This is a genomic window from Lachnoclostridium edouardi (assembly GCF_900240245.1).
Taxonomy (GTDB): Bacteria; Bacillota; Clostridia; order Lachnospirales; family Lachnospiraceae; genus Lachnoclostridium_A; species Lachnoclostridium_A edouardi.
On record NZ_OESQ01000001.1, the window covers coordinates 3,027,930 to 3,053,025 of the forward strand.

Genomic DNA, 25,096 nt, shown 5'->3' on the forward strand with positions numbered 1-25,096 from the left:
CAAAGCAGTCTGCGTTATATAAATTGTAAGAGAAGTGTAAGGGTTTTGCATGACAAAATGTGGTAAAGTATTAAACATGAAAGATAATACGAGGTGAATATCATGCAATATAAAAAAATTGCAGGGGGATTACTCCTTGGTTTTTTTATGTCAATAAGCTGTCCAAACCTTCTGTGGGCGGAAGGTCCGGGAGGAGAGGCTCAGACAGAAAGCCAGGAAAACGCCGTAGGCCCGGGAGCTTTTCTGGACCAGGGGACTTTAGAAAACACTGGCGATAATACTGGCGGCGCTGAAACAGGCTCCTACGCTGTAGATACAGGATTTGCAGCCTTGGAGGTAGCCAGCCCGGTTGTTCAAATTGCAGAAAAGTACTCTTATGAGCAAATGGTGCAGGATATACAGACGTTGCAAAGCAAATACGGAAGCCACATGCAGGTGCAAAGCTATGGGACTTCTTTGGACGGAAGAGCATTATATGATATAATAGTGGGAAACCCTAATGCAGGAAAGAGTGTTATGATTCAGGGAGGCATTCACGGGAGAGAATATATGATTCCTTTGCTGGTAATGAAGCAGGCTGAGGCCGCTTTGGAGTTTTATAATACAGCCAGCTATCAGGGACAGTCTTTGGCCTCTATGTTTGACCAGGTGCAGATTCATTTTCTGCCTATGGTAAATCCTGACGGAGTGTCCATCAGCCAGTTTGGACTTTCATCTGTCAGATCTACAGAGCTTCAGCAGGTGATTCAGGCCGGTCACGAAAAGGACATGGAAGAAAACAGAACTGCCACGCCCTTTGATTTATACCTTCCTTATTGGAAGAGCAACGCCAGAGGAGTAGACTTAAACAGAAATTTTGACGCTTACTGGGATCAGGTAGTAAATTCACCAGGCCACGCCTCCTACACAGGATACAAGGGGACAAATCCAGGCTCAGAGCCAGAGTCGGCAGCTTTAATACAGCTGGCGGACAGCAGAAACTGGTCTGCAGTCATTAATTTTCACTCTATGGGAGAGGTAATCTATTGGGATATTAACGGCAACAAGGTAGAAGCCCAGTCTAAAGAGCTGGCCCAAGCTGCCAGCGCCATAACTGGATATCAGATTTTAAATTCAGACGGTACAGGCGGTTTTAAAGACTGGCTTCAGATTAAAAATAATCCGGTGCCCAGCATTACCTTAGAGGTGGGAAATGTTTCCTGTCCATTACCTGTTTCACAGTGGCCCAGGGTTTGGTCTCAGAATAAAAGTATTTGGGCGGCTGTTTTAAAATATGCCTGGGAGCATTAAAATGAAACAAGGGAGAGGCTTATGGTTGAAGTAACGGGAATATACAAAAGTTACAGGAATAGAGAAATATTAAAAGGAGCCTCATTTACAGCGGAGCCTGGAAAGTGCACGGGAATCGTTGGAGTTAACGGCTGCGGAAAAACTACTCTTTTGTCCATTGTGGCAGGAGCCGCAAAAGCCGACAGGGGAACAGTCAGGCATACAGAAAAGACTGCCTATGTTCCCCAGGAAAATCCTTTGATGGAAGAGTTGTCAGTAAAAGACAATCTGATTTTATGGCACAGGGGAAATAAAAAGGAGACAGAAAAGGATTTAGAACAGGGGCCGGCGGCTATGCTGGGATTGTCTCAGTACAGCCGCATGGCTGCGGGAAAGCTTTCAGGAGGAATGAAAAAAAGGCTTTCTATTGCCTGCGCCCTGGCAGATCAGGCCAGGATTTTAATTATGGATGAGCCGGGAGCCGCCCTGGATTTAGTTTGCAAACAGATAATATCAGATTATCTGAAGCAATATATGAAACAAGGAGGAACAGTGATTCTCACATCCCATGAAATAGAAGAGCTGAAGCTTTGTGAAGTGATTTACATTATGAAAAATGGGATTTTAACGCCTCTGCCCTGCAGATTTCCTGTAGAGCAGCTGGTTGAGAAGCTGTAAGGGAAAAGGAGGAGTGATTATGAAGTGTCCGCATTGTAACAATGAAATTGATGATGAAGCTAAGGTTTGTCCGGACTGCGGAAAGGAAATTGTTCAGGAGGAAGAAGCTGAAAAAAAGGAAATGGAAAACAAGGGGGATGTGGCTGAGATGGTGATAGAGCCAAAGAAGAAAAGTTCTAAAAAGCTGATTGCAGGGGGAGCTGTAATAGCTGCAGTTGCTGCAGTGGGAATTTTTTCAGTTGTAAATAAATCAGAAAAAGATCCAAAGGAAGCTGTAATAGAGGCGTTTGAAAGCGTTTATAAGGAGGATATGGTATATCCCAGCGATGAGATTTTTGGATGGTCACAACTATATGAAAACAGCATGACGCAGAAATCAGAGGGAAGCTTCAGCCTGGTTCTGGACCAGTGTGCAGAGCCTACAGTAAACAGTTTGGCAGGCAGCGGACTTTCTGTTTACACCCAAGATGATCCGGAGGCTAAGAAGGTATATGTAGATTATGGACTTCAGCTGGGAGGAATGGATTTGTTATCAGCTCAGGTTTATTTAGATGAGAATAATATGATGGCAGCAGTGCCTGAGCTTAGCGAAAAGGTGTTTACTTTAAATTACGGAGAAGATCTGCAGGGACAGATTGACGCCTCCCCCTATATTGGAAAGATGTTAAAGGAAAGCGGAGCTGATTTATCTGTATTTACTGATTATATGGATTACATATGGTCCTTCTATAACACAAGTGAAGAAGAACGTCCATTTGATATTGAAGGTTTGTGGAGCAGATATAAAGAAGGAAGCGGCGCTATTGAAGCTTTAAAGGAAGCTATGACTGTGGAGAAGGCGGAGGACGGCACCTACACAGTAAACGGCAAAGAAGAAAAATGCAGGGGATATCATGTTGTGATTCCTCAGCAGGCGGTTATTAATTTTGTGGAAACCACCTCTAAATTCTTTATGGAAGACGAGGGGCTGAAAAAGGACATTACAGAATATTTTGATCAGATATTTGCAATGGCCTACGCAAGCAGCAGCATATATCCTTACAGCAGCGGCGAAGAGATGCAGGCTGAAATGTGGAAAATGGCTGAAGAAGGAATTAACAATATGCTGGGCTCCATGGAAGAATCAGTAGAAGATATTGATATGATGGTTTATGTAAATAAAAAAGGCCAGCTGGCTGCAATGCAGGCTAAAACTAATGTAAGCGCCGACGGAGAAACTGTTGCTTTATCTATGGATGTAGAACTGCAAGGAGGAAATTATCTGACACAGAACAGTACAGTTTCACTGACAGTGGAAAATGATTCAACTAGCGGCGGTATTGTAGTGGCTGCAACCGGCGCCTATGACAAAAAAAGCCTGACAAAAAATATTAGTCTTGTAATCAGTGCAGACAGAGAGCAGATTACTTTAGGATTCGACGGAAATTATGATATTGAAAATAAAGCATACGGCCTTGAGTTTTCTCTGAATACTGATGAGGACCAGGGAGCCATTACTGTAGACGGAGTATTTAACCAGCTGGAAAAGGGCAAGGCTATGGACATTGCCATGGATTCTGTGAAAGCAACATGGAACGGAACAGATATGGTTACTTTGTCAGGAGAATATTCATTTAAACCTATGGACGGGGAAGTACAGGTTCTAGAGGGAGAACAGATGGATATTTTAGCCGCCACAGAGGACGAATGGATGCAGGTAGTAAATGATATGGGCACAAAGATTCTGGGCCTTTATTTCCAGGCTATGAGCGCTATGTCAGGTATGTAAAAGGAGGTTTATGAAAGAAACGTTCACTTATTTCAAATTAGAATGTAAGAGAGCGTGGAAGCATTTGCCGTTGTTTTTAACTGGAGCAATTATGCTGGCAGCATTGCTTAGCATAATTGCTCTTTTGGCAGGAAAAGCTCTTTATGGAGAAGGAGCTGTAGGGAGAATTCAGGTAGGAGTGATTCTGCCGCCTGAAGATTATCTGTCAGAACAGGCAGTAAGGGCACTTGGTTCCATGGAAAGTGTGGAAAGTATATGTGATTTTCAGTATGTCACTGAGGAGGAGGGGGAAAAAGGGCTGAAAGACGGAAGTCTGGCGGCTTTATTAATAGTGCCTGAGAATTTTTTTACAGGAATTATAGACGGCACTAACCAGCCTATAGACACAGTGCTTCCAGAACCGTTAAGCCTGGAATCCCTGGCGCTAAAAGAGATTACTTCGGCAGGAGCCAGAACCCTTAGTACTGCTCAGGCGGCTATTTACGCTGCAGATGAGCTGTGCATTCTGGAAAATCAAAGGGACTTTATCCCTCAGGCAGAAGCAGAGCTGAACAAAATCTATATGAATTACTCCTTAAACAGAGACGTTTATTTTATGGAAAATAAGGTCTCCGCTGCAGGGGATATTGGGGCTGTAGAGTATTTCGCCATGTCAGGCGCTGTTCTGCTTCTTATATTCTGCGGTATTCCCGCCTCACCGCTTATGGGAAAAAGAAGCAAAGTATTTTGTCAAAAGCTTAAATTTTTAGGAATTGGGAATAAGGCCTATATAACTGGTGAAATTTTGTCAGTTTGGATATTGCTCCTTGCGGTCTGTATTACAGCGGCTGCTGTTTGCCTTTATAAAGGAATCATCCAGTGGGAGGCGGCGGTTGTACAGTGGAGCGTTTTTCTGTTAGTGTCGTTAGCAGCTGCGGCTATTATTACAGCTGTGTATGAAGGGGCAGGCAGTCAAATACCTGCTATGATGATTTTGTTCTGGGGAGGAATTTTAATGGCCTTTCTGTGCGGAGGGATTCTCCCGTCTTCCTTTCTGCCGGAGGGAGTAAAAGCAGTGGGAAATTTCCTGCCTTTTAAACCTATGATGGATGGCGTTCAGTATGCGGTTACCGGAACAGGAGAGGGCCTTCAAATAGGGTTTGCTCTAATTGGAATCATTGTTCTGGCCTTTTTTGCGGCAGTTTTAGGGAGGAAACGATATGGGTAATTGGAGGATATGGTTTTATATGTGCTGTAAAAGGCAGCTGAAAAAGAAAGCCTTTGTCCTGCTTTTATGCATTCTTCCCATTGCTTTGGCAGCCCTGGGATGGGCGGGAAAAGATGAAAGCTCAGGTGTGAAAATCGCCTTGTGGGCGGAAGGCCAGTGGAGTGAGGAACTGGCGGAGAGCTTAAAGTCTATGGACAGCGCCTTTACATTTTACACCTGCAGCACAAAGGAGCAGGTTCAAAAGGACGTAGAGTCCAGAAAAGCAGAATGCGGCTATATTTTTGAAAAAGATTTAAAAGAAAAAATGGATAAAAAAGATTATAAAAGATCTATTCAGGTATACACCTCCCCGGCCACTGTGTTGGAGGGGCTGACGGAAGAAGTGGTTTTCTCAGCAGTTATAGAAAAATACGGGCCTGAGCTTTTAAAAAACTATATAGACAGCGCCGGAGTTTTTTCAGAGGAAGGAACAGGTCAGATTCAGGAGCTGTATGAAAAATATAAAAATAACGGCAGCACCTTTAGTTTTCAGTACAGAACTGAGACGAGAAAACAGGTGGAGGAAAAGGTAAAAGCCGTTTTTCCTGTAAGGGGAATGGGAGCTGTTTTTCTTTTTGTTATAGGTCTTTTTTCCGGAGCCATGTTGTGCGAGGATGAAAAAAAGGGGCTGTATCTGCCTATTTCCTATAAAAAGAAGTGGATTTACAGTCTGATATCTATGGTTTCCACTACAGGACTGGCCGGCCTGTCAGTTTTAATATCTTTTATATTCGCAGGCCAGTGGACCGGGTGGCAGGAATTTATTTTTATGGCGGGATATATAGGAGGGGTAGCCCTGTTTGCCGCTTTGGTGAAGGCAGTATTAAGGACAAAGGAAGCGGTTTCAGGAGCGATTCCGTTTTTCCTAATAGGAAGCTTAGCTTTGTGCCCTGTATTTATTAATACTGGAGCCTTAGTTCCAGCTTTGAAACCTTTCCAATATTTATTTTTGCCTTATTATTATCTCTCCGCCTTTTAAAGAAATGATTGAGTTTTCTTTTTCTTCGTTATATAATACCCCATAGTACGCGGCAATTCCGCAAAAATAACAGGAGTGAAAAGACATGAAAGTAAGAACAAGATATGCGCCAAGCCCAACAGGCAGAATGCATGTGGGAAATTTAAGAACAGCGTTATATGCCTATTTAATAGCAAAGCATGAGGGGGGAGATTTCCTTCTTCGCATAGAGGATACTGACCAGGAAAGATATGTGGACGGAGCGGTAGAGATTATCTACAGAACCTTGGAGAAAACAGGTTTAATCCACGATGAAGGTCCTGACAAGGATGGAGGCGTGGGCCCGTACGTGCAAAGTGAGCGTCAGGCCTCGGGAATTTATTTAGAGTATGCAAAAAAATTGGTGGAGGCAGGCCAGGCTTATTATTGCTTCTGTACTCCTGAGCGTTTAGAAAGCCTGAGAACCTCAGTAAACGGAGAAGAGATCCTCACTTATGACAAACATTGTCTGAAGCTTTCTAAGGAAGAGGTGGAGGCCAATTTAAAAGCAGGCCTTCCTTATGTAATCCGTCAGAATAACCCTACTGAGGGAACTACTACCTTTCACGATGAAATTTACGGGGACATTACAGTAGATAACTCAGAGCTGGACGACATGGTTCTGATTAAATCAGACGGATATCCGACTTATAATTTTGCCAATGTAGTGGACGATCATTTAATGGGAATCACTCACGTAGTCAGAGGAAATGAGTATTTGTCCTCCTCTCCCAAATATAACCGTCTTTACGAAGCTTTTGGCTGGCAGGTGCCGGTGTATGTGCACTGTCCTCTCATTACAAATGAAGAGCACAAAAAGCTGTCTAAAAGAAGCGGCCATTCTTCCTACGAGGATTTATTGGACCAGGGCTTTATCTCAGAGGCCATTGTAAATTACGTAGCTCTTTTAGGCTGGTCTCCTGAGGATAACAGGGAAATCTTTACTTTGGAAGAAATGGTGAAAGATTTTGATTACAGGAGAATGAGCAAATCCCCTGCAGTTTTTGACATGACAAAGCTGAAATGGATGAACGGGGAATACATGAAGGCCATGGACTTTGATAAGTTCTACCAGATGGCTGAGCCTTACATGAAAAAAGTAATTACAAAGGATTTAGACTTAAAGAAAATCGGGGCTATGGTAAAAACCAGAATCGAGGTATTTCCGGATATTGAAGGTCATATTGACTTTTTCCAGGAGATGCCTGAGTACGATATTGCTATGTACACCCACAAGAAAATGAAAACCAACAAAGAGACCTCATTAAAAGTGCTGGAGGATGTACTTCCTCTTTTAGAGGCTCAGGAGGACTTTTCTAACGATGCTCTTTATGAACTGCTGTCAGCCTATGTGTCTGAAACAGGAGTAAAAACAGGCTTTGTTATGTGGCCTGTAAGAACTGCAGTATCAGGAAAGCAGATGACTCCTGCAGGAGCCACAGAGATTATGGAAGTACTGGGCAAAGAGGAATCTCTTGCCAGAATCAGAAAGGGAATTGAACTGCTGAAATTATGACAAATATGAATCCGCAGCAGCTGGAGGCAGTAAAACACGTAGATGGCCCCTGCCTGGTTATTGCAGGGCCAGGATCAGGAAAAACCACAGTAATCACCCACCGGACAAAATACCTGGTGACAGATTGTAAAAAAGAGGCAGGCAGTATTTTAGTCATTACTTTTACAAGAGCCGCGGCAGGAGAGATGAAGGCCCGTTTTGACAGGCTGACAGAGGACAGACATTATCCAGTGTCCTTTGGAACCTTCCACAGTATTTTCTTCCGGATTTTAAAGCTGGCTTACAGATATGAGGCCAGGGATATTATCAGGGAAGAAGAGCGGGTGCAGATCATCAGGGAGCTGGTGGAAAAATATGATATTGAAGCAGAGGATGAGGCAGAATTTGTCTCATCCATTTTAAGTGAAATCAGCAGTGTAAAAGGAGAAATGCTGGATCTTAGCTACTATTATTCAAAAAATTGTTCAGAAAGCATTTTTAAAAAGCTGTTTGAAGGATATGAGAAAAACCTGCGGAATAAAAGAAAAATTGACTTTGACGATATGCTGGTAATGTGCTATGAGCTGTTTGTCCAGAGAAAAGATATTTTAAAGGCATGGCAGAAAAAATATCAATATATTTTAGTAGATGAATTTCAGGATATTAACAGAATCCAGTATGAAATTGTCCGTATGCTGGCAGGGCCGGAAAATAATTTATTTATTGTGGGGGACGACGACCAGTCAATTTACAGATTCAGGGGAGCCAAGCCTGAGATTATGCTGGGATTTGAAAAGGATTACCCTGATGCCAAAAAGGTGATTTTAGATATTAATTACAGATCTCAGGAAACTATCGTACAGGCGGCGGGGCGGCTAATTTCCTGCAATAAGGAGCGTTTTCAGAAAAATATCAGGGCTGTAAAATCAGGGGGAAAGCCTGTTTCAGCCAGGATTTATGAGGAAGCCCAGACAGAGGCTTTGGGCATTATCAGAGATATTTGGGATTACACGAAAGCAGGTTATCAGCTGAAGGATATGGCGGTGCTGTACCGCACCAGCCTGGAGCCCAGGCTTTTAGTAGAAAGGCTGATGGAGTACAATGTTCCTTTTAAAATGAGGGACGCTTTGCCCAACCTGTATGAACACTGGATTTCCAGAAATATTATTGCTTATATTCAGGTGGCGTTAGGATGCATGGAAAGAGGAAGAGTTTTAGAGATTATTAACAGGCCTAAGCGGTACGTCAGCAGAGACGCCCTGGAGGGGCAGACAGTAAACTGGGAAGCTGTAAAATCCTTTTATCAGGATAAGGGCTGGATGGTAGAGAGAATTGAACAGCTGGAATATGACCTGAAAATGATTGGAAAAATGGCTCCTGTGGCGGCTGTAAATTATATCCGCAAAGCCTCCGGCTATGACGACTATTTAAGAGAATATGCAGAATACAGGAGAATGAAGCCGGAGGAATTATTGGAGGTTGCAGATCAGCTGCAGGAAAGCGCAGCTGGATTTAAAACATTTGATGCCTGGTTTCTTCACATGGAGGAATATAAAAAGGAGCTGGCCGCCCAGGCCAGAAGCCAAATGGACGGAGGCGGCCAGGACAGGGACTGTATTTCGCTGATGACTATGCACAGCGCCAAGGGCCTGGAATTTAAAATTGTGTTTATTTTAGATGCCAACGAAGGAGTGACCCCTCACAAAAAAGCAGTTTTAGAAGCAGATTTAGAAGAAGAAAGACGTATGTTTTATGTGGCCGCAACAAGGGCCAAGGAAAGACTTCATATTTGTTCTGTAAAAGAGCGGTATGGAAAAAAACAGGAAATGTCCAGATTTGTGGAGGAATGTTTTTATGGCAGAAGGAAGTAAGGAACTGGGTTTGATACATATTTACTGCGGAGATGGAAAGGGAAAAACTACAGCCAGTATGGGCCTGGCCCTGAGAGCTGCAGGGCGGGAGAAGAAGGTGCTCATAGCAAGGTTTTTAAAATCCCAGGACTCCGGCGAAGTAAAAGCTCTTTCTTATGTACCGAATATTACAGTTCTGCCCTGTGAAAAATTCTTTGGATTTACTTTTTCTATGTCAGAGGAAACGAAAAAAGAAGCCCAGGTTTATTATACCGCTTTATTAGAAAACGCATGGAAAAAAGCAAAGAAGGAGAAATACCACATGCTGATTCTGGACGAGATGATGGCAGCCTGCACAAGCGGCCTTGTAAGCCGGGATAAGGTGGAGGAATTAATAAAACAAAAACCTGAATATTTAGAAGTAGTATTAACAGGCAGGGCCCCCTGGCCGGAAATTTTGCAGCTGGCAGATTATGTTTCGGAAATCCAAATGGTAAAGCATCCCTTTACCAGAGGGGTGAAGGCCAGAAACGGCATTGAATATTAAAGCTGCTTGATTTTTTTACCAGGATTTGATAACCTTAGTACAGGCAGTGATAATTTCACAGCCAGAGAAAGGCTGTCTCTAAAAAAGAAAAAGAGAGGAACTATTATGGAAAAAAAATATCCATCAGAAGAGCCCCAGGAGGAAATGACAGTTACCCTGACACTGGACGACGGATCAGAGCTGGAGTGTGTGGTGCTTACAATTTTTGAGGCAGGGGGAAGAGATTATATTGCCCTTCTTCCTACAGAGGGAATTGATGCAGAAGAGGGAGAAGTATACCTGTACCGCTACACAGAGGTAGACGGTCAGCCGGACCTTCAGAATATTGAGAACGACGACGAGTATGAGGTTGTGGCCGACGCTTTTGACGAGCTTTTAGATGAACAGGAATACGACGAGATCGTAGGGGAAGATCAACTGGATTAATGAGAAAAAGGTGTTGAAAAACAGAGGAATTAATAGGTGTCCGGAATTTTGGGCACATATCAAAGTTTTCTTCTGCTTTCAGCACCTTTTTATTATCTTATTAGGAAGCTTTATTTCTGAATGCTCTATTTAATTGATACATTTTTATACATTAAAACGGAATAAAATCACATCTCCGTCTTTTACTACATATTCCTTGCCCTCCAGGCGCACCAGCCCCTTTTCCTTTGCGGCAGTATAGGTTTTGCAGTCTAAAAGATCCTGATAATTTACAACCTCGGCGCGGATAAAGCCTCTTTCAAAATCGCTGTGGATTTTGCCTGCCGCCTGAGGCGCTTTAGTGCCTTTTGTAATAGTCCAGGCTCTTGTTTCCTTCTCGCCGGCAGTAAGATAGCTGAGAAGCCCTAAAAGACTGTAGCTGGCGGCAATTAATTTTTCCAGGCCGGATTCTGTAAGGCCAAGATCCTCTAAAAACATTTTCTTTTCATCATCATCCAACTCGGCTATTTCCTGCTCAATCTGAGCGCAGATCACAAACACCTCGCAGCCGTTTAAAGCTGCAAAATCTCTTACCTTAGATACATATTCATTGGAAGCCCCGTCGTCGGCCAAATCGTCTTCGCATACATTGGCTGCGAAAATAACCGGCTTGTCAGTCAGCAGGTTCAAAGAGGCTACAAATGCAGCGCTGTCATCATCAGCCAGCTCATAGCTTTTAGCCAGATTTCCCTCCTCCAAATGAGCCTGAAGCTCTTTTAAAATTACCAGCTCCTTAGCTAAAGCCTTGTCATTGTTAGCCGCCCGGGCTGTTTTGGAGATGCGGCGCTCTAAAATCTCCAGATCAGAGAAAATCAGCTCCAGATTGATAGTCTCAATATCTCTTAAAGGATCTACGCTGCCGTCTACGTGCACAACATTAGGATCATCAAAACAGCGGACAACATGGACAATGGCGTCTACCTCTCTAATATTGGAGAGAAACTGGTTGCCAAGTCCCTCGCCTTTAGAAGCCCCCTTAACCAGACCTGCAATATCCACAAACTCAATAACAGCCGGAGTGATTTTTTCAGAATGATAAAGGTCAGACAGCAGCTTCAGCCTTTCATCAGGCACAGGCACTACGCCTACGTTAGGGTCGATAGTACAGAATGGGTAATTGGCAGATTCGGCGCCTGCCTTTGTAAGTGAATTAAAAAGGGTACTTTTGCCTACATTAGGCAGGCCTACGATACCTAATTTCATAATTGAATACCTTCCTATTTCATAACTTTTCATTTTTCAAAATATTTTTACGATAGCTAATTATACGATACTTTTACCATAAATGCAACGGGAAGCAGGGGCGCATCCTGACATCTGCGGGAGGATTTTGTAATTTTATTGGAAAATTTTTCCATTTTGAAAGAAAAATAAGAAAAGAGCGCATTTAATAGTCTGGAATTTATGGGAATTTTTTGGTAATATTGCCTGCTCATGTCGAAATTCAGAAGAAGGTGTCGTCCGAAATTGTTTGATCTTTGTCCGTTTTCGGAGTACAATAAAGAAAACCACGAAAGGAGAATACAGTAATTATGCAACAGGGAGCTGACTTGAGTTTCGTGAATCTGGGAATCACCATTGAGCATTTACGAAACAGTATCTCCATTTTTGGATTCCGTATTGCCTATTACGGAATTATTATTGGGATAGGTATGCTGGCAGGAATATGGGTAGCCCGGCAGGATGCCAAAAGAAGAGGGCAGGATCCTGAAATATATTTGGACTTTGCACTTTACGCCATATTCTTTTCAATTATAGGTGCAAGATTGTACTATGTAATATTTGCCTGGGATTCCTACAAAGATAATCTGATACAGGTTTTTAATCTGAGAGGAGGAGGGCTGGCTATATACGGCGGCGTCATAGGAGCAGTGGCAACCTTAATTGTGTACACCAGAATTAAGAAGCTGTCTTTTTTGTCCATGGCGGACACAGGCTGCCTGGGCCTGATTACCGGACAGATTATTGGCAGATGGGGCAACTTTTTTAACTGTGAAGCATTTGGCGGTTATACAGAAAGCCTGCTGGCTATGAGAATCAAAAAAAGTATTGTAAATCCCAGTATGATATCTCAGGATCTTCTGCAGAATCTGATTGTGGAAAACGGGGTGGAATACATACAGGTGCACCCTACATTTTTGTACGAATCACTGTGGAACCTGGGAATTTTATTATTTATGCTGTGGTACAGAAAAAGAAAGAAATTTGACGGAGAGATGCTTTGTATCTATTTAATGGGATATGGAATTGGAAGAACATGGATAGAGGGACTTCGTACAGATCAGCTGATCTTTTTCGGCACAGGTATTCCTGTGTCACAGGCGCTGTCTATGCTGCTGGTTCTTGGAGCAGGGGCGTTCCTGGTATTTAACTATATGAAGATAAGGAAAAGTACAAAAGGAGCATAATAATGATAAAATCCAAAGAGGAATTAATGCGTAAAATTGAGGAGGCCAGAACGGTCCTGAATAAAAGCATTGATGAAAATGCCAAATATGAGGAAATTTATACAAACAGTATGAAACTGGATACATTAATTGAGCAGTATATTGTAGCGGGTTATTAAAAATAGTTGAGCACAAAGCGCGAAACTATTTGTTACCCAAAGTTCGCGATAACGAAGTTTAGGGTTCCCGGAGATAAAAAATACTAAAGCTGGTGAAAAATCTGGCAAACTATTTTTCATGTATCGCACATAAGTGCTCATAACAATAAAAAAACAAGAGTAGGCAACAAGTAAGCGGCTTTGGCTGTATTTATTTGTTGCCCACTCTTATTTTTTTTGTAAGATTACCTTAAAAAAAACTTGCCATTTCCATACAAATGTACTACTATTATAGTACAAGTGGTAGAAAGTGGAGCAAAGTGGTACAAAATGGGGATCATGTGGAGTGATTGTACAGTAGGTGATTAATATGTTCATGGGCGAATACAATCATACAGTTGATGTGAAGGGACGGTTAATTGTTCCTTCCCGTTTTAGAGAACAGCTTGGAGAGGAATTCGTGATTACGAAAGGACTAGATGGCTGTTTATTTGTGTATGATAATACAGAGTGGAAAGCCCTGGAGGAAAAACTGCACGCCCTTCCCCTGACCAATGCCAATGCCAGAAAGGTTACAAGATTTTTCCTGGCAGGCGCTACTGCCTGTGAGGTGGACAAGCAGGGAAGGATTCTGCTTCCCGCCGTACTCCGGGAATTTGCAGGAATTGAAAAGGAAGCTGTGTTAGTAGGCGTAGGCAGCCGAATTGAAATTTGGAGCAAAGATACCTGGAATAAGATGAATACATATGACGATATGGAAGAAATTGCTGAAAGTATGGAGGGTCTTGGAATTTGATATTTGAGCATAAATCAGTTCTGTTAAAAGAAACCGTTGACGGTCTGAAGGTAAAGCCGGAGGGAATTTATGTGGACGGGACCCTGGGAGGCGGAGGACATGCCTTTCAAGTATGTCAGCAGTTAGGAGAATACGGAAGATTTGTAGGGATTGACCAGGATGAAGCCGCTATTTGCGCCGCATCCAGCCGTCTCTGCCAATTTGGAGATAAAGTGACAATCGTAAGAGATAATTACGAAAATGTCAAAAAAGTACTGGAAGATTTAAAAATTGAAAAGGTGGACGGTATTTGTCTGGATCTGGGGGTTTCATCATACCAGTTAGATACAGCTGAAAGAGGCTTTTCTTACAGGGAGGATGCTCCTTTGGATATGCGCATGGACCAGAGACAGCTGCAGACAGCTGCAGATATTGTAAACACCTACAGCGAAATGGAGCTTTACCGGATTATCCGGGATTATGGAGAAGACAAATTCGCAAAAAATATTGCCAAACACATTGTAAAAGCAAGAGAAGAAAAGGAAATTCAGACTACGGGAGAGTTGTCTGAAATTATTAAAAGAGCAATACCGGCTAAAATCAGAGCCACAGGCGGACATCCAGCCAAACAGACCTTTCAGGCCATTAGAATTGAATTAAACCATGAATTAGATGTGTTGAAACGTTCTATTGATACTATGATTGATCTTCTGAATCCAGGAGGCCGTCTGGCAATTATTACTTTTCATTCTCTGGAAGACAGAATCGTAAAAAAAGGGTTTAGGGACAATGAAAATCCTTGTATCTGTCCTCCTGATTTTCCGGTGTGCATGTGCAAAAGAGTAAGCAAGGGAAGGGTAGTAACCAGAAAACCTGTACTTCCGGGAGCAGAAGAACTGAAGGAAAACAGCAGGGCTAAAAGCGCCAAGCTTCGCGTATTTGAAAAAGGAGAAGCATAAAGGGATAGGCAAGAAAGGAGAGGAAAGGCATGGCTGTAAGGAAAAGAGCTGTGGGAAAAAGACGGCCAGTACAGTTAGAATATACTGTATACGGCAATACGGCCCGTCAGTTAAAGCCGGCGGAAAGACCAGAACGCCGCCTTCCAAATGAAAAGCAATACAGAAGAGTAAAACAGCGCGTAAGAAGAAATCAGGAGCGGGCTCTTTTTATGGACCTGCCTTACGTAGTAATATTAACAGTGGCAGCTATTTGCGCCCTGGCGATCTGTGTAAATTATCTTCATATGCAGACTGCTTTAAACACTCAGGTTTCCAGGATTGAAGAGATGGAGCAGGAGCTGGAAATGAAAAAAGCGGAAAATGATGCATTGGAGACCACTATAAACACATCAGTGGATTTAGACTATGTATACAAGGTGGCCACAGAAGAGTTAGGCATGGTATATGCAGGAAAAAATCAAGTACTTTTATATGATAATACAGAAAGTGAGTATATAAGGCAGAATGAGGACATCCCAAAACAGTAGACCAAAAGGGAAAGAGGGCCGTCAAAACCAAAATAATCACGGAAAAAAAGTTTTTGAAAAATATATGCAGGAAAAGCTGGCGGTCACCGTTTTGATGATTACGCTGGCTTTGTTACTATTAGTTGTGGTTTTGTACGGCATTATTAAGGACAATAAAGAAGACTATACCCAGATTGTATTAAATCAGCATTCCTCCTATGACAGCAGATCCATTGCTTACAGAAGAGGAGACATAGTAGACAGAAACGGTACGTATCTGGCCACCAGCAATAAGGTGTACACTTTAATTATAGATGCCAGAATGATTATGTCAGGCCTGGACGAGGAGACTATGACAAACAAATATTTAGACTCCACAGTGTCCGCCTTATCCACAGTTTTTGGCTATGACAGACAGGAACTGACTCAGCTGATTCAGGAAAACAGCGACAACCCCTATATCCGCTATGCAAGAGAGATCAGCAATGAGCAGAAACAGGAGTTTGAACAGCTGACAGCTGATATGAACAAAGAATATCAGGACAATAAAAGTAACGCCAGGGTAAAGGGAATATGGTTTGAGGATGAATATAAAAGATTTTATCCAAATAACAGCCTGGCCTGCAGCGTTATCGGCTTTGCCTCTGGAGACGGTTCAGAGGGAAACGGAGGAATCGAGCAGTATTACAACAGTACTTTAACAGGGACAAACGGAAGAGAGTACGGGTATTTGAATGATGAATCCAACCTGGAAACGGTAATTAAACCGGCTATTAACGGAAACACCATTGTGTCTACTATTGACGTAAATGTACAGAAAGTAGTAGAAAAATATATTAATGAATGGGAGACAAATACAGGATCCAAAAATATGGGAGTCATAGCCATGAACCCACAGAACGGGGAAATTCTGGCTATGGCCTCCAGCCGTGTATTTGATTTAAATAACCCAAGAGACCTGACCGGGATTTATACTGCAGAGGAGCTGGCCGGCATGAGCCAGGAGGAGCAGTCTGACGCCTGGTACAGTCTTTGGAGAAACTACTGCGTCAGCGATTCCTATGAGCCAGGTTCTCCTTCTAAAATTTTTACTATTGCCTCAGCTATGGAAGAGGGAGTAATTTCCGGGGGAGAAACCTTTAACTGCGACGGCTACCAGGAGATAGGAGGCTACAAAATCAAATGTGTAAACCGTATGGGTCACGGGATGCTTACTGTGGCAGAAAGTCTGATGGTATCCTGCAATGATGTTATGATGCAGATTGCAACTAAAGAAGGGAAAAATAATTTTTATAAATATTACAATTTATTTGGATTTGGACAGAAAACAGGAATAGACCTGCCGGGAGAGGCGGACACGTCTTCATTGGGATATACGGCGGAGACAGCCGGCCCTACCGACCTGGCCACCAACTCATTTGGACAAAGCTACAACTGTACAATGGTGCAGATGGCGGCGGCATATGCTTCCGTGCTAAACGGAGGTTCCTATTACACTCCCCACGTAGTAAAACAGATTGTCAATGAACAGGGATCTGTGGTGAAAAAGGTGGAGCCGGAGCTGGTAAGAGAAACTGTTTCCCAAAGCACCAGCAATTTTATTAAGGACGCTTTATTCCAGACTGTATACGGAGAAAAGGGAACTGGAAAAGCGGCCCAGGTGGAGGGGTATGAACTGGGAGGAAAAACGGGAACAGCGGAAAAAATTCCCCGCCGTCAGGGAAATTACGTAGTATCCTTTATAGGCTTTGCTCCTATTGAAAAGCCTCAGGTTCTGCTGTACGTTGTAATCGACGAGCCTCACGTAGAAAGCCAGGCTCACAGCTCTTACGCTTCAGAAGTATTCGCAAAAATTATGAAGGAAATACTGCCTTACTTAAATGTATTTCCTGCTACGGACATAGAGGACAGCCAGGATGGCAGTCAGTCCCAGCTGCCTGTGGAGGAAGGCGTCAGCGCGCCTGAAGCTCCAGAAGAAGAGCAGGATGAGGAAACTCAGCCTGAGCAGTCATATGCAGACGAAGAGTTTATACCAGACGGAGAGGACTTAGACAATGGAATTCCTGATAATCTTCCGGGAGACGGACAGGAAACTTCTGGCTCAGAAAATGAAAGCCATCAGGAAAGCAGTTTAGCCGAAACCTCCTCCTCTGAAAATGAAACCACAGCTGCAGCAACAGAGGTCTCAGGCGGAGCCACATAAAATTATATAAAACAATATGAAAATGAAAAAGTGCGTCAGTTTAGGTTTTTATCTGGACCTGCGCACTTTTTAAAATTTATGGAAACAGCTTAAATGGTCCGTCTCTGAAAGAATGTATTTTAAAGAGAAGGTACAGAAAAAATTCAGCCTGACATATTGTTTTAGGAAAAGCATATATTATAACAATCATGGTAGAAGGAGATTTATATGAATGAAAACAGGACCAGACACAGAGCCAGAACAGTGTTCCTGTGCGCAGCTCTTTCTCTTGCTATGGCTGTGCTTATGGGGAGGCTGTTTTTTCTTATGATATACAAGGCTGATTATTACAGCGCGAAAGCAGAACAGCTCCATGAAAGAGAAAGAACAATTAAGGCTGCCAGAGGGCGGATTTTAGACGCCAATGGAACTGTAATCGCCACTAACAGAACAGTGTGTACAATTTCCGTTATTCATAATCAGATTACAGACCCGGATGAAGTGGTCCAGGTTTTAACAAAAGAGCTGGGGCTGAAAGAGGAGGATATAAGGAAAAAGGTGGATAAGTACAGCTCCAGGGAAATTATAAAAACAAATGTGGATAAATCAGTTGGAGATCAAATCAGATCTTATAAGTTAGACGGGGTAAAGGTGGACGAGGACTATAAGAGGTATTATCCTTATGATTCTTTAGCCTCCAGGGTTTTGGGATTTACAGGCGGGGACAATCAGGGAATTATAGGTCTGGAGGTTCAGTACGAAAAATATTTAAAAGGCGAAAATGGGATGCTCCTTACCTTGGCTGACGCCGCCGGGGTGGAAATTAAAAATGCCGGGGAGGACAGAATAGAGCCTGTGCCAGGCAATGACCTTTACATTAGTTTAGATGTAAACATACAAAAATATGCGGAGCAGGCGGCGGCTCAGGTAATGGAGAAAAAGGGGGCGAAGCGTGTTTCCGTCATAGTGATGAATCCTCAAAACGGAGAAATTATGGCTATGGTGAATGTGCCGGAGTTTAATTTAAATGATCCCTTTACTTTGCCGGAGGGAAGTGTGGAGCCGGCTGATTCTAAGGAGAAACAGGAGCTTTTAAACCAAATGTGGAGAAACTACTGTATTAACGATACTTATGAACCAGGCTCTACATTTAAAATCGTTACTGCGGCGGCAGGTCTGGAGGCAGGAGTGGTGGGACTGGAAGACAGGTTTTCCTGCCCTGGATTTCGAGTGGTGGAGGACAGAAAAATCAGATGTCATAAAGTGGGAGGCCATGGGGGAGAAAACTTTCTTCAGGGTATGATGAATTCCTGCAACCCGGTTTTAATTGACGTAGGCCAAAGGCTGGGCATTGATGAGTACTATAAATATTTCTGTCAGTTCGGCTTAAATGGAAAAACAGGAATAGATTTACCTGGAGAGGCGGGAACAATTATGCATAAAAAGGAAAATATGGGCCTTGTAGAGCTGGCTACCGTGTCCTTTGGACAGTCTTTTCAGATTACCCCTATTCAGCTGATTACAACAGCCTCCTCTATTATAAACGGAGGCAAAAGAGTAACTCCCCACCTGGGAGTGGAGGTGAGAAGTGCAGACGGCTCCTGGATTCACAAATTTGATTATCCTTTAGGGGAACAGATAATATCTGAGGAAACCAGCCAGACCATGCGCTATATTTTAGAGCAGGTAGTGTCTGAGGGAAGCGGAAAAAAAGCGAAGCTGCCAGGGTACCGCATCGGAGGAAAAACAGCTACTTCTGAGAAGCTGCCCAGAAGCTTAAAAAAATATATTTCTTCTTTTGTAGGCTTTGCGCCTGCAGATAATCCTCAGGTAATTGCCTTAATAACCATAGATGAGCCTCAGGGAATTTATTATGGAGGAACTATTGCAGCCCCTGTAATTGCTGATATTTTTGAGAATATTCTGCCTTATTTGGGAATAGAAGCAACAGAGGAAGAAACTGTCTCTGCTATCCCAATCAATGGTTGATTATTCTTGAAAAAAGACGTATACTATTGACTATATGGCTTTCCGTGTGATAAGCTGGAAAACCGGCAAGTTGCAAAGCTCTGCCCGCAGCAGTGAATTACATAAAATAAAGAGGTGCGGTATGATTAATGAAACGATATTGGCGATTATTATTTCTTTTGCCATCAGCGCAGTGCTGTGTCCGGTGGTGATTCCCTTTCTTCACAAACTGAAATTTGGCCAGCAGGTGAGAGACGACGGGCCTCAGGCTCATTTAAAAAAACAGGGCACCCCCACTATGGGAGGAATTATTATTCTGGCCAGCATTATAATAACCTCTGTGCTGTATATAAAGGATTATCCTAAAATTATTCCGGTGCTGTTTGTCACAGCCGGTTTTGGAATTATTGGCTTTTTGGATGATTATATTAAAATTGTAATGAAACGGTCAGAGGGACTAAATCCTATTCAGAAGCTAATAGGACAGTTTATTATAACCGGTATTTTTGTTTATTATCTTATGACCTCCGGGGAAGTGGGAACAGATATGCTGATTCCGTTTACAGGGGGATTTGAAGACGGATATAAGCTTTCCTTAGGATGGCTGTTTGCTCCCTTTGTGTTCTTAGTTATGCTGGGCACAGATAACGGAGTGAATTTTACAGACGGATTAGACGGTTTATGTACCAGCATCACTATTTTGGTGGCCACCTTTATGACCATTGTGGCTATTGGGGAAAATACGGGAATCAGCCCTATTACAGGAGCTGTAGTGGGAAGTCTGCTGGGCTTTCTGCTGTTTAACGTATATCCGGCTAAGGTATTTATGGGAGACACAGGCTCCCTGGCTTTAGGAGGCTTTGTGTCCGCCAGCGCGTTTATGATGCAGATGCCGATTTTTATTCCCATTATCGGTTTTATTTATCTAGTAGAAGTGCTGTCTGTGATTTTGCAGGTGACTTACTTTAAGAAAACAGGCGGAAAGAGAATCTTTAAAATGGCTCCGATCCATCACCATTTTGAGCTTTGCGGATGGTCGGAGACAAGAGTGGTAGCCGTATTTTCCATTATTACGGCAATTCTCTGCCTGGTAGCTTATTTAGGATTATAGGAGGAAAGAGACACATGAGCCAGAAAGTGATTGTTGCAGGCACGGGTAAAAGCGGAATTTCCGCTGCCAAGCTGCTTCTGAATATGGGAGGCGAGGTTGTTCTTTATGACAGCAACGCTAACCTGGATGAAGGACAGATCAGGGCTAAGTTTGGAGCTAAGGATAAAGTAGACATTGTTTTGGGAGAACTAAAGCGCAGCGACCTGCTGGGAGTGGAGCTGTGTATTATCAGCCCTGGCATTGGGTTAGACGCGCCGTTTGTGTCAGTGCTGGACAGTGTGCAGATCCCTATTTGGAGTGAGATACAGCTGGCATACCAGTGCGCCAGAGGCAAACTGGCCGCCATTACAGGAACCAACGGAAAAACTACTACTACTGCTTTGACAGGGGAGATTATGAAATCCCACTTTTCTGATGTTCACGTTGTGGGGAATATTGGCATTCCATATACAGAGGAGGCTTTGGAGACAGAGGACAGCTCTGTAACTGTAGCTGAGGTCAGCAGTTTCCAGCTGGAGACAATTATGGATTTTCGCCCTGATGTCAGCGCTATTTTAAATATTACGCCGGATCATTTAAACAGACATAAGACTATGGAATGCTACATTGCAGTAAAAGAAAGCATCACCATGAACCAGACGGAAAAGGACAGCTGCGTTTTAAATTATGACGATCCTGTTTTAAGAGAGCTGGGACAGTCTAAGGAATTGCTTCCAAAGGTGATTTTTTTCAGCAGCAGAGAAAAACTGGACCAGGGCCTTTATATGGACGGGGATATGATTATGCACCGTGCAGGGGGAAGAGAAGAAGAAGTGGTAAATGTGCACCAGCTTCAGCTTTTAGGACGTCACAATTATGAAAACGTAATGGCGGCAGTGGCCATTTCTCTGGAGATGGGCGTGCCTATGAAAAAAATACAGGAGGCCGTAAAGCAGTTTAAGGCTGTGGAACACAGAATTGAGTTTGTGCTGGAGCGGTCAGGAGTAAAATATTACAATGATTCTAAGGGAACAAATCCGGATGCAGCCATTCAGGCCATAAAAGCTATGCCAGGCCCTACCCTTTTAATTGCAGGAGGGTATGACAAGGACGCTAAGTACGACCAGTGGATTGAAAGCTTTGAAGGAAAAGTAAAATACCTGGTTCTCATTGGACAGACAAGAGATAAAATCGCAGATTGCGCCAAAGCCCACGGCTTTACAGAAATTATGTATGCAGAGGACATGGAGGAGGCTGTTCACGTATGTGCGTCTTACGCAGATATGGGAGACAATGTGCTTCTTTCCCCTGCCTGCGCCAGCTGGGGTATGTTTAAGGATTACGAGGAGCGAGGCAGAATTTTTAAGGAATGTGTCCGCAGCCTGTAATGAAAGAAGGGAATGAGGCGTTTAGTGGGAAAACAGGAAGCAAGGCAAGAGCAGGGCGCGCCCAGGAAGAAAAAGGTGCGCCGGTTCTATGACTACAGCCTATTATTTACCATTATATTTTTAACTGTATTCGGGCTTATTATGATTTACAGCGCCAGCGCGCCTAAGGCCCAGATATTGTACGACGGTGATGCCGCTTATTTTATGAAACGTCAGGCTGCCATTGCTTTCGGCGGGTTTGTCCTGATGCTGATTATTTCTAAAATTAATTATCATTTTTTTGCCAGGTTTGCATTTTTTTCCTATGGGCTTTCTTACATACTGATGATTGCCGTAAGCCTTTTCGGAAAACGCGTAAACGGAAAGAGAAGATGGCTGGAGGTAGGGCCTTTAAGCTTTCAGCCTACAGAGTTTGTAAAAATAGCCTTAATACTTGTATTGTCAGTAGTAATCACCCAAATGGGCCGCAAGGTCAACAGCTGGAGAAATATTTTGTATGTAGGCGGTTTAGCCGCCCCCCTGGCTTTGTTGGTTACTGCCAACAACCTAAGCTCTGGTATTATTATCTGCGGCATTGTATTTGTTATGCTGTTTGTGGCCACTAAAAGAAAGCTGGTATTTGCAGCCTGTATGGGCGGAGCAGGATTCCTTCTGGCATTTGCCGGCCCTATTGGAGCGGCTTTAGAGGCAGTGGGAATTCTTCAGGAATATCAGCTGAGCCGTATTAATGTGTGGCTGAATCCGGAGGCCTACGCCCAGGAGGGCGGGTTTCAGGTGCTTCAGGGACTTTACGCCATTGGCTCCGGCGGTTTAATGGGAAAAGGCCTGGGGGAAAGCATTCAGAAAATGGGCTTTGTTCCTGAGGCCCAGAATGATATGATTTTCTCCATTATATGTGAGGAGTTGGGACTGTTTGGAGCAGTTTCCGTAATCCTGATCTTTTTGTTTATGATATACAGATTTATGCTGATTGCCAGCAATGCTCCTGATTTATTTGGGGCCTTGATCGTAGTAGGCGTTATGGGCCATATTGCGATTCAGGTAATTTTAAATATTGCCGTAGTTACCAACACAATTCCCAACACAGGTATTACCCTTCCCTTTATCAGCTATGGAGGCACGTCGGTGCTGTTTTTAATGATGGAAATGGGAATGGTTTTAAGCGTATCAAATCAAATTAAATTGGAAAAATAAATAAGGACAAAAAACAAAACCACCTGGTTCTGCATATAATAGGATATAATGATGCAGGAGGCGGCGCGATGTCTGAAATACACGTCCGAGGTCTTCGGGCTCTCCAGGGGGAAGTTTTGATTCAAGGTTCCAAAAATGCAGTACTGCCTATGATGGCTGCTGCAGTACTTCATAAGGGAACTACAGTGCTTGTCAATGTCCCCAGAATACAGGATGTTTTCTGTATGATGGGGATATTAGAATATATAGGGTGTGTCTGCACCTTAGATCAGGGAATCCTGACCATAAATGCACAGCACATAAAGGAAAACAGGCTTCCCTCAGAGCGGGTAAAAAGGATGCGTTCTTCTATTATATTGCTGGGGGCTTTAGTAGGCAGAACGGGGGAAGCCTATACAGGATATCCGGGAGGCTGTTCCATAGGAAAACGTCCTATTGACTTTCATTTAAAGGCTTTGGAAAAGCTGGGAGTCAGTATCAGGGAAGAGGATGGATGTCTGGAGGCAAAAGCAGACGAATTAAAAGGCGGAATAATTGAATTTCCATTTCCAAGTGTGGGAGCTACAGAAAACGCCTTGCTGGCCGCCGTTGTGGCGGATGGAATTACAGAGATCAGGGGAGCGGCTATGGAACCGGAGATTCAGTCCTTCTGCAGTTTTCTGGAAAGCATGGGAGCTAAAGTAAAGGGACAGGGAACAAGCTGCATAAAGGTAGAGGGAGTAAAAAGTTTTCACGATACCTGCTTTTTTGTTCCTGGCGACAGAATTGTGGCAGGTACATATCTGGCTGCGGCAATGGCGGGAAAAGGCCAGGTCCGGCTGAAAGGAGTGCCTGCCTGCCACTTGTCTGCTGTTATCCGGGAGCTGAAAAATATGGGAGGAGATTTAGAGGAGGAGGAAAACGGCCTGATTTTAACAATGGACAGACAGATTTTGCCTGCAGACATTGTCACCGGCCCGTACCCTGATTTTCCTACAGATCTTCAGTCTCCGTTTTTATCTTTAATGTGCGTTGCAGACGGCATAAGTAATATGGAGGAAACTATATTTGAAGGGCGTTTTGAGACGGCTCAGGAGCTGAGAAAAATGGGAGCCGTCATAGAGGAAAAGGAAAATAAAGCAGCCATAAAAGGAAAAAGAGCTCTTTGGGGCTGCCATGTAGCGGCCCCTGATTTAAGAGGAGGAGCTGCTTTAATTGTAGCAGGTTTATCAGCAGAGGGGACTACAATTGTGTCCGGATGCCGCCACATTGAAAGAGGCTATGAAGATATTTGCAGAGATCTGCAGATGCTGGGAGCTGAAGTTTACAGAAAAGTATAATTGTCATAATTTGCAAGGAGGAGTTTATGGGATTCCCCAAAAAACTAATGATTGCAGGGGCAGTTGTTTTGACGCTGCTCCTGCTGGCTGCAGGAATTGCGTTTGTGAATATAAAAGAAGTAACAGTTGTGGGAAACGAGCGGTATTCTGGCAAGGAAATTGAGGACAGGCTGTTTCCGGATAAAAAGTCCAGAAACACAGCCTACTGTTTTTTTAAAGAGCAGTGGGGGGAGCATCAGCAGATTCCTTTCATAGAAGATTACAAAATCGTTTTTCACGGCTTTAGAAGCGTGGAAGTAATTGTGTATGAAAAAAGTATTGTAGGCTATTTAACCTATATGAGCAGCAATATGTATTTTGACAAGGACGGTATTGTGGTGGAAAGCACTTCCAGGCAGCTGGAGGGAGTTCCCAAGGTGACAGGGCTGGATTTTGGACATATTATGCTTTATCAGCCTCTTCCAGTAGAAAATCAACAGGTATTTAATGATTTGCTTACTTTAACTATGTCTTTTTCCAATTACGGAATGAAAGTAGATGAGATTCATTTTGACAGCAGAAGAAATGTCACCTTGTATATTCAGGATATTGAGGTGGTTTTAGGGAACCATTCTGACATAAACGGACAAATTTCTGTTCTCAACGACATGCTTCCTCAGCTGGATGGACTATCTGGAACCCTATATCTGGACACATATGACGAAACAAATACCAGTATGATGTATACATTTAAGAAAAAGTAATAATTTTCAAAAATAGTTGAAAAATTACTGAAATAGAGGTTGATATTTTTTAAGAAATCAAATATAGTACCTGACTTTGGTATCAGAGATTAAAAAATAGTGCAAACTTTAA

At 43.2% G+C, this 25,096-nt stretch carries 22 protein-coding genes; 21 read left to right on the plus strand and 1 reads right to left on the minus strand.

The annotated features are described in order from the left end of the window. Positions 1 to 102: 102 nt before the first annotated feature. From C1A07_RS14550 to C1A07_RS14590, 9 genes are all read left to right on the plus strand, one after another. Complete coding sequence (locus C1A07_RS14550; RefSeq protein ID WP_101877731.1) at positions 103 to 1,290, plus strand: M14 family zinc carboxypeptidase; 1,188 nt, start codon at positions 103 to 105, stop codon at positions 1,288 to 1,290. Between the two features lie 21 nt (positions 1,291 to 1,311). Then, on the plus strand, positions 1,312 to 1,947 hold the full coding sequence (locus tag C1A07_RS14555; RefSeq protein WP_101877732.1) for an ATP-binding cassette domain-containing protein: 636 nt from the start codon (positions 1,312 to 1,314) through the stop codon (positions 1,945 to 1,947). 19 nt (positions 1,948 to 1,966) lie between these two features. Then, positions 1,967 to 3,715, plus strand: a complete 1,749-nt coding sequence (locus tag C1A07_RS14560; RefSeq protein WP_101877733.1) for a zinc ribbon domain-containing protein — start codon at positions 1,967 to 1,969, stop codon at positions 3,713 to 3,715. Positions 3,716 to 3,725: 10 nt separating this feature from the next. Beyond that, complete coding sequence (locus C1A07_RS14565; protein WP_101877734.1) at positions 3,726 to 4,922, plus strand: ABC transporter permease; 1,197 nt, start codon at positions 3,726 to 3,728, stop codon at positions 4,920 to 4,922. After that, positions 4,915 to 5,940 carry an ABC transporter permease gene (locus tag C1A07_RS14570; protein ID WP_101877735.1) on the plus strand — a complete coding sequence of 342 codons (1,026 nt, stop codon included), beginning with the start codon at positions 4,915 to 4,917 and terminating at the stop codon, positions 5,938 to 5,940. Before C1A07_RS14565 ends, C1A07_RS14570 begins: the two co-directional genes overlap by 8 nt. Before the next feature lie 85 nt (positions 5,941 to 6,025). Next, positions 6,026 to 7,474 carry a glutamate--tRNA ligase gene (gene gltX / locus C1A07_RS14575; protein ID WP_101877736.1) on the plus strand — a complete coding sequence of 483 codons (1,449 nt, stop codon included), beginning with the start codon at positions 6,026 to 6,028 and terminating at the stop codon, positions 7,472 to 7,474. Then, positions 7,471 to 9,324: an ATP-dependent helicase gene (locus C1A07_RS14580; protein ID WP_330399545.1), complete on the plus strand. Its 1,854-nt coding sequence runs from the start codon at positions 7,471 to 7,473 to the stop codon at positions 9,322 to 9,324. The genes gltX and C1A07_RS14580 overlap by 4 nt, the downstream gene beginning before the upstream one ends. Next, complete coding sequence (locus C1A07_RS14585) at positions 9,308 to 9,850, plus strand: cob(I)yrinic acid a,c-diamide adenosyltransferase (RefSeq protein WP_101877737.1); 543 nt, start codon at positions 9,308 to 9,310, stop codon at positions 9,848 to 9,850. Before C1A07_RS14580 ends, C1A07_RS14585 begins: the two co-directional genes overlap by 17 nt. 105 nt (positions 9,851 to 9,955) lie before the next feature. Next, positions 9,956 to 10,276 (plus strand): DUF1292 domain-containing protein, encoded by a 321-nt coding sequence (locus tag C1A07_RS14590; RefSeq protein ID WP_101878163.1) that lies wholly within the window; start codon positions 9,956 to 9,958, stop codon positions 10,274 to 10,276. A 144-nt stretch (positions 10,277 to 10,420) separates the two neighbouring features. Here the strand turns inward: C1A07_RS14590 and ychF are convergent, their stop codons facing one another. Further along, on the minus strand, positions 10,421 to 11,518 hold the full coding sequence (gene ychF, locus C1A07_RS14595; RefSeq protein WP_101877738.1) for a redox-regulated ATPase YchF: 1,098 nt from the start codon (positions 11,516 to 11,518) through the stop codon (positions 10,421 to 10,423). A 329-nt stretch (positions 11,519 to 11,847) separates the two neighbouring features. Here ychF and lgt point away from each other — a divergent pair, with 329 nt between their 5' ends. From lgt to C1A07_RS14655, 12 genes are all read left to right on the plus strand, one after another. Then, complete coding sequence (lgt, locus tag C1A07_RS14600; RefSeq protein WP_101877739.1) at positions 11,848 to 12,723, plus strand: prolipoprotein diacylglyceryl transferase; 876 nt, start codon at positions 11,848 to 11,850, stop codon at positions 12,721 to 12,723. A 2-nt stretch (positions 12,724 to 12,725) separates the two neighbouring features. Then, on the plus strand, positions 12,726 to 12,881 hold the full coding sequence (locus tag C1A07_RS14605) for a Spo0E family sporulation regulatory protein-aspartic acid phosphatase (RefSeq protein WP_180952271.1): 156 nt from the start codon (positions 12,726 to 12,728) through the stop codon (positions 12,879 to 12,881). Positions 12,882 to 13,230: 349 nt separating this feature from the next. Next, entirely contained in the window at positions 13,231 to 13,656 is a 426-nt protein-coding gene (gene mraZ, locus C1A07_RS14610) for a division/cell wall cluster transcriptional repressor MraZ (protein ID WP_101877740.1), read from the plus strand. Next, positions 13,653 to 14,594, plus strand: coding sequence for a 16S rRNA (cytosine(1402)-N(4))-methyltransferase RsmH (rsmH, locus tag C1A07_RS14615; RefSeq protein WP_101877741.1), 942 nt, complete (start codon positions 13,653 to 13,655; stop codon positions 14,592 to 14,594). Before mraZ ends, rsmH begins: the two co-directional genes overlap by 4 nt. Positions 14,595 to 14,623: 29 nt before the next feature. Further along, entirely contained in the window at positions 14,624 to 15,121 is a 498-nt protein-coding gene (locus C1A07_RS14620) for a septum formation initiator family protein (protein ID WP_101877742.1), read from the plus strand. After that, a complete protein-coding gene (locus C1A07_RS14625) occupies positions 15,099 to 17,303 on the plus strand; it encodes a peptidoglycan D,D-transpeptidase FtsI family protein (protein WP_101877743.1) in 2,205 nt (734 codons plus the stop codon). The genes C1A07_RS14620 and C1A07_RS14625 overlap by 23 nt, the downstream gene beginning before the upstream one ends. Positions 17,304 to 17,510: 207 nt before the next feature. Continuing rightward, positions 17,511 to 19,271: a peptidoglycan D,D-transpeptidase FtsI family protein gene (locus C1A07_RS14630; RefSeq protein WP_101877744.1), complete on the plus strand. Its 1,761-nt coding sequence runs from the start codon at positions 17,511 to 17,513 to the stop codon at positions 19,269 to 19,271. 121 nt (positions 19,272 to 19,392) lie between these two features. Next, the gene (gene mraY / locus C1A07_RS14635) at positions 19,393 to 20,361 is read left to right on the plus strand and encodes a phospho-N-acetylmuramoyl-pentapeptide-transferase (protein WP_101877745.1); all 969 of its coding nucleotides are present in this window, start codon (positions 19,393 to 19,395) and stop codon (positions 20,359 to 20,361) included. Positions 20,362 to 20,375: 14 nt separating this feature from the next. Next, positions 20,376 to 21,728, plus strand: a complete 1,353-nt coding sequence (gene murD, locus C1A07_RS14640) for a UDP-N-acetylmuramoyl-L-alanine--D-glutamate ligase (protein WP_101877746.1) — start codon at positions 20,376 to 20,378, stop codon at positions 21,726 to 21,728. Between the two features lie 12 nt (positions 21,729 to 21,740). Next, the gene (locus tag C1A07_RS14645) at positions 21,741 to 22,922 is read left to right on the plus strand and encodes an FtsW/RodA/SpoVE family cell cycle protein (RefSeq protein WP_101877747.1); all 1,182 of its coding nucleotides are present in this window, start codon (positions 21,741 to 21,743) and stop codon (positions 22,920 to 22,922) included. Between the two features lie 68 nt (positions 22,923 to 22,990). Continuing rightward, on the plus strand, positions 22,991 to 24,241 hold the full coding sequence (murA, locus tag C1A07_RS14650; protein ID WP_101877748.1) for a UDP-N-acetylglucosamine 1-carboxyvinyltransferase: 1,251 nt from the start codon (positions 22,991 to 22,993) through the stop codon (positions 24,239 to 24,241). A gap of 26 nt (positions 24,242 to 24,267) precedes the next feature. Continuing rightward, positions 24,268 to 24,984, plus strand: coding sequence for a cell division protein FtsQ/DivIB (locus C1A07_RS14655; protein ID WP_101877749.1), 717 nt, complete (start codon positions 24,268 to 24,270; stop codon positions 24,982 to 24,984). The last annotated feature ends 112 nt before the right edge of the window (positions 24,985 to 25,096 follow it).

Bases quoted from the DNA above. Each gene is read 5' to 3' on its own strand.
- C1A07_RS14645 (WP_101877747.1), top strand. From the start codon at position 21,741: ATGAGGCGTTTAGTGGGAAAACAGGAAGCAAGGCAAGAGCAGGGCGCG.
- C1A07_RS14605 (WP_180952271.1), top strand. From the start codon at position 12,726: ATGATAAAATCCAAAGAGGAATTAATGCGTAAAATTGAGGAGGCCAGA.
- C1A07_RS14585 (WP_101877737.1), top strand. From the start codon at position 9,308: ATGGCAGAAGGAAGTAAGGAACTGGGTTTGATACATATTTACTGCGGA.
- C1A07_RS14625 (WP_101877743.1), top strand. From the start codon at position 15,099: ATGAGGACATCCCAAAACAGTAGACCAAAAGGGAAAGAGGGCCGTCAA.
- murD (WP_101877746.1), top strand. From the start codon at position 20,376: ATGAGCCAGAAAGTGATTGTTGCAGGCACGGGTAAAAGCGGAATTTCC.
- C1A07_RS14620 (WP_101877742.1), top strand. From the start codon at position 14,624: ATGGCTGTAAGGAAAAGAGCTGTGGGAAAAAGACGGCCAGTACAGTTA.
- C1A07_RS14590 (WP_101878163.1), top strand. From the start codon at position 9,956: ATGGAAAAAAAATATCCATCAGAAGAGCCCCAGGAGGAAATGACAGTT.
- mraY (WP_101877745.1), top strand. From the start codon at position 19,393: ATGATTAATGAAACGATATTGGCGATTATTATTTCTTTTGCCATCAGC.
- C1A07_RS14555 (WP_101877732.1), top strand. From the start codon at position 1,312: ATGGTTGAAGTAACGGGAATATACAAAAGTTACAGGAATAGAGAAATA.
- C1A07_RS14580 (WP_330399545.1), top strand. From the start codon at position 7,471: ATGACAAATATGAATCCGCAGCAGCTGGAGGCAGTAAAACACGTAGAT.
- C1A07_RS14630 (WP_101877744.1), top strand. From the start codon at position 17,511: ATGAATGAAAACAGGACCAGACACAGAGCCAGAACAGTGTTCCTGTGC.
- murA (WP_101877748.1), top strand. From the start codon at position 22,991: ATGTCTGAAATACACGTCCGAGGTCTTCGGGCTCTCCAGGGGGAAGTT.
- mraZ (WP_101877740.1), top strand. From the start codon at position 13,231: ATGTTCATGGGCGAATACAATCATACAGTTGATGTGAAGGGACGGTTA.
- gltX (WP_101877736.1), top strand. From the start codon at position 6,026: ATGAAAGTAAGAACAAGATATGCGCCAAGCCCAACAGGCAGAATGCAT.
- ychF (WP_101877738.1), bottom strand. From the start codon at position 11,518: ATGAAATTAGGTATCGTAGGCCTGCCTAATGTAGGCAAAAGTACCCTT.
- C1A07_RS14565 (WP_101877734.1), top strand. From the start codon at position 3,726: ATGAAAGAAACGTTCACTTATTTCAAATTAGAATGTAAGAGAGCGTGG.
- C1A07_RS14655 (WP_101877749.1), top strand. From the start codon at position 24,268: ATGGGATTCCCCAAAAAACTAATGATTGCAGGGGCAGTTGTTTTGACG.
- C1A07_RS14550 (WP_101877731.1), top strand. From the start codon at position 103: ATGCAATATAAAAAAATTGCAGGGGGATTACTCCTTGGTTTTTTTATG.
- C1A07_RS14560 (WP_101877733.1), top strand. From the start codon at position 1,967: ATGAAGTGTCCGCATTGTAACAATGAAATTGATGATGAAGCTAAGGTT.
- lgt (WP_101877739.1), top strand. From the start codon at position 11,848: ATGCAACAGGGAGCTGACTTGAGTTTCGTGAATCTGGGAATCACCATT.
- C1A07_RS14570 (WP_101877735.1), top strand. From the start codon at position 4,915: ATGGGTAATTGGAGGATATGGTTTTATATGTGCTGTAAAAGGCAGCTG.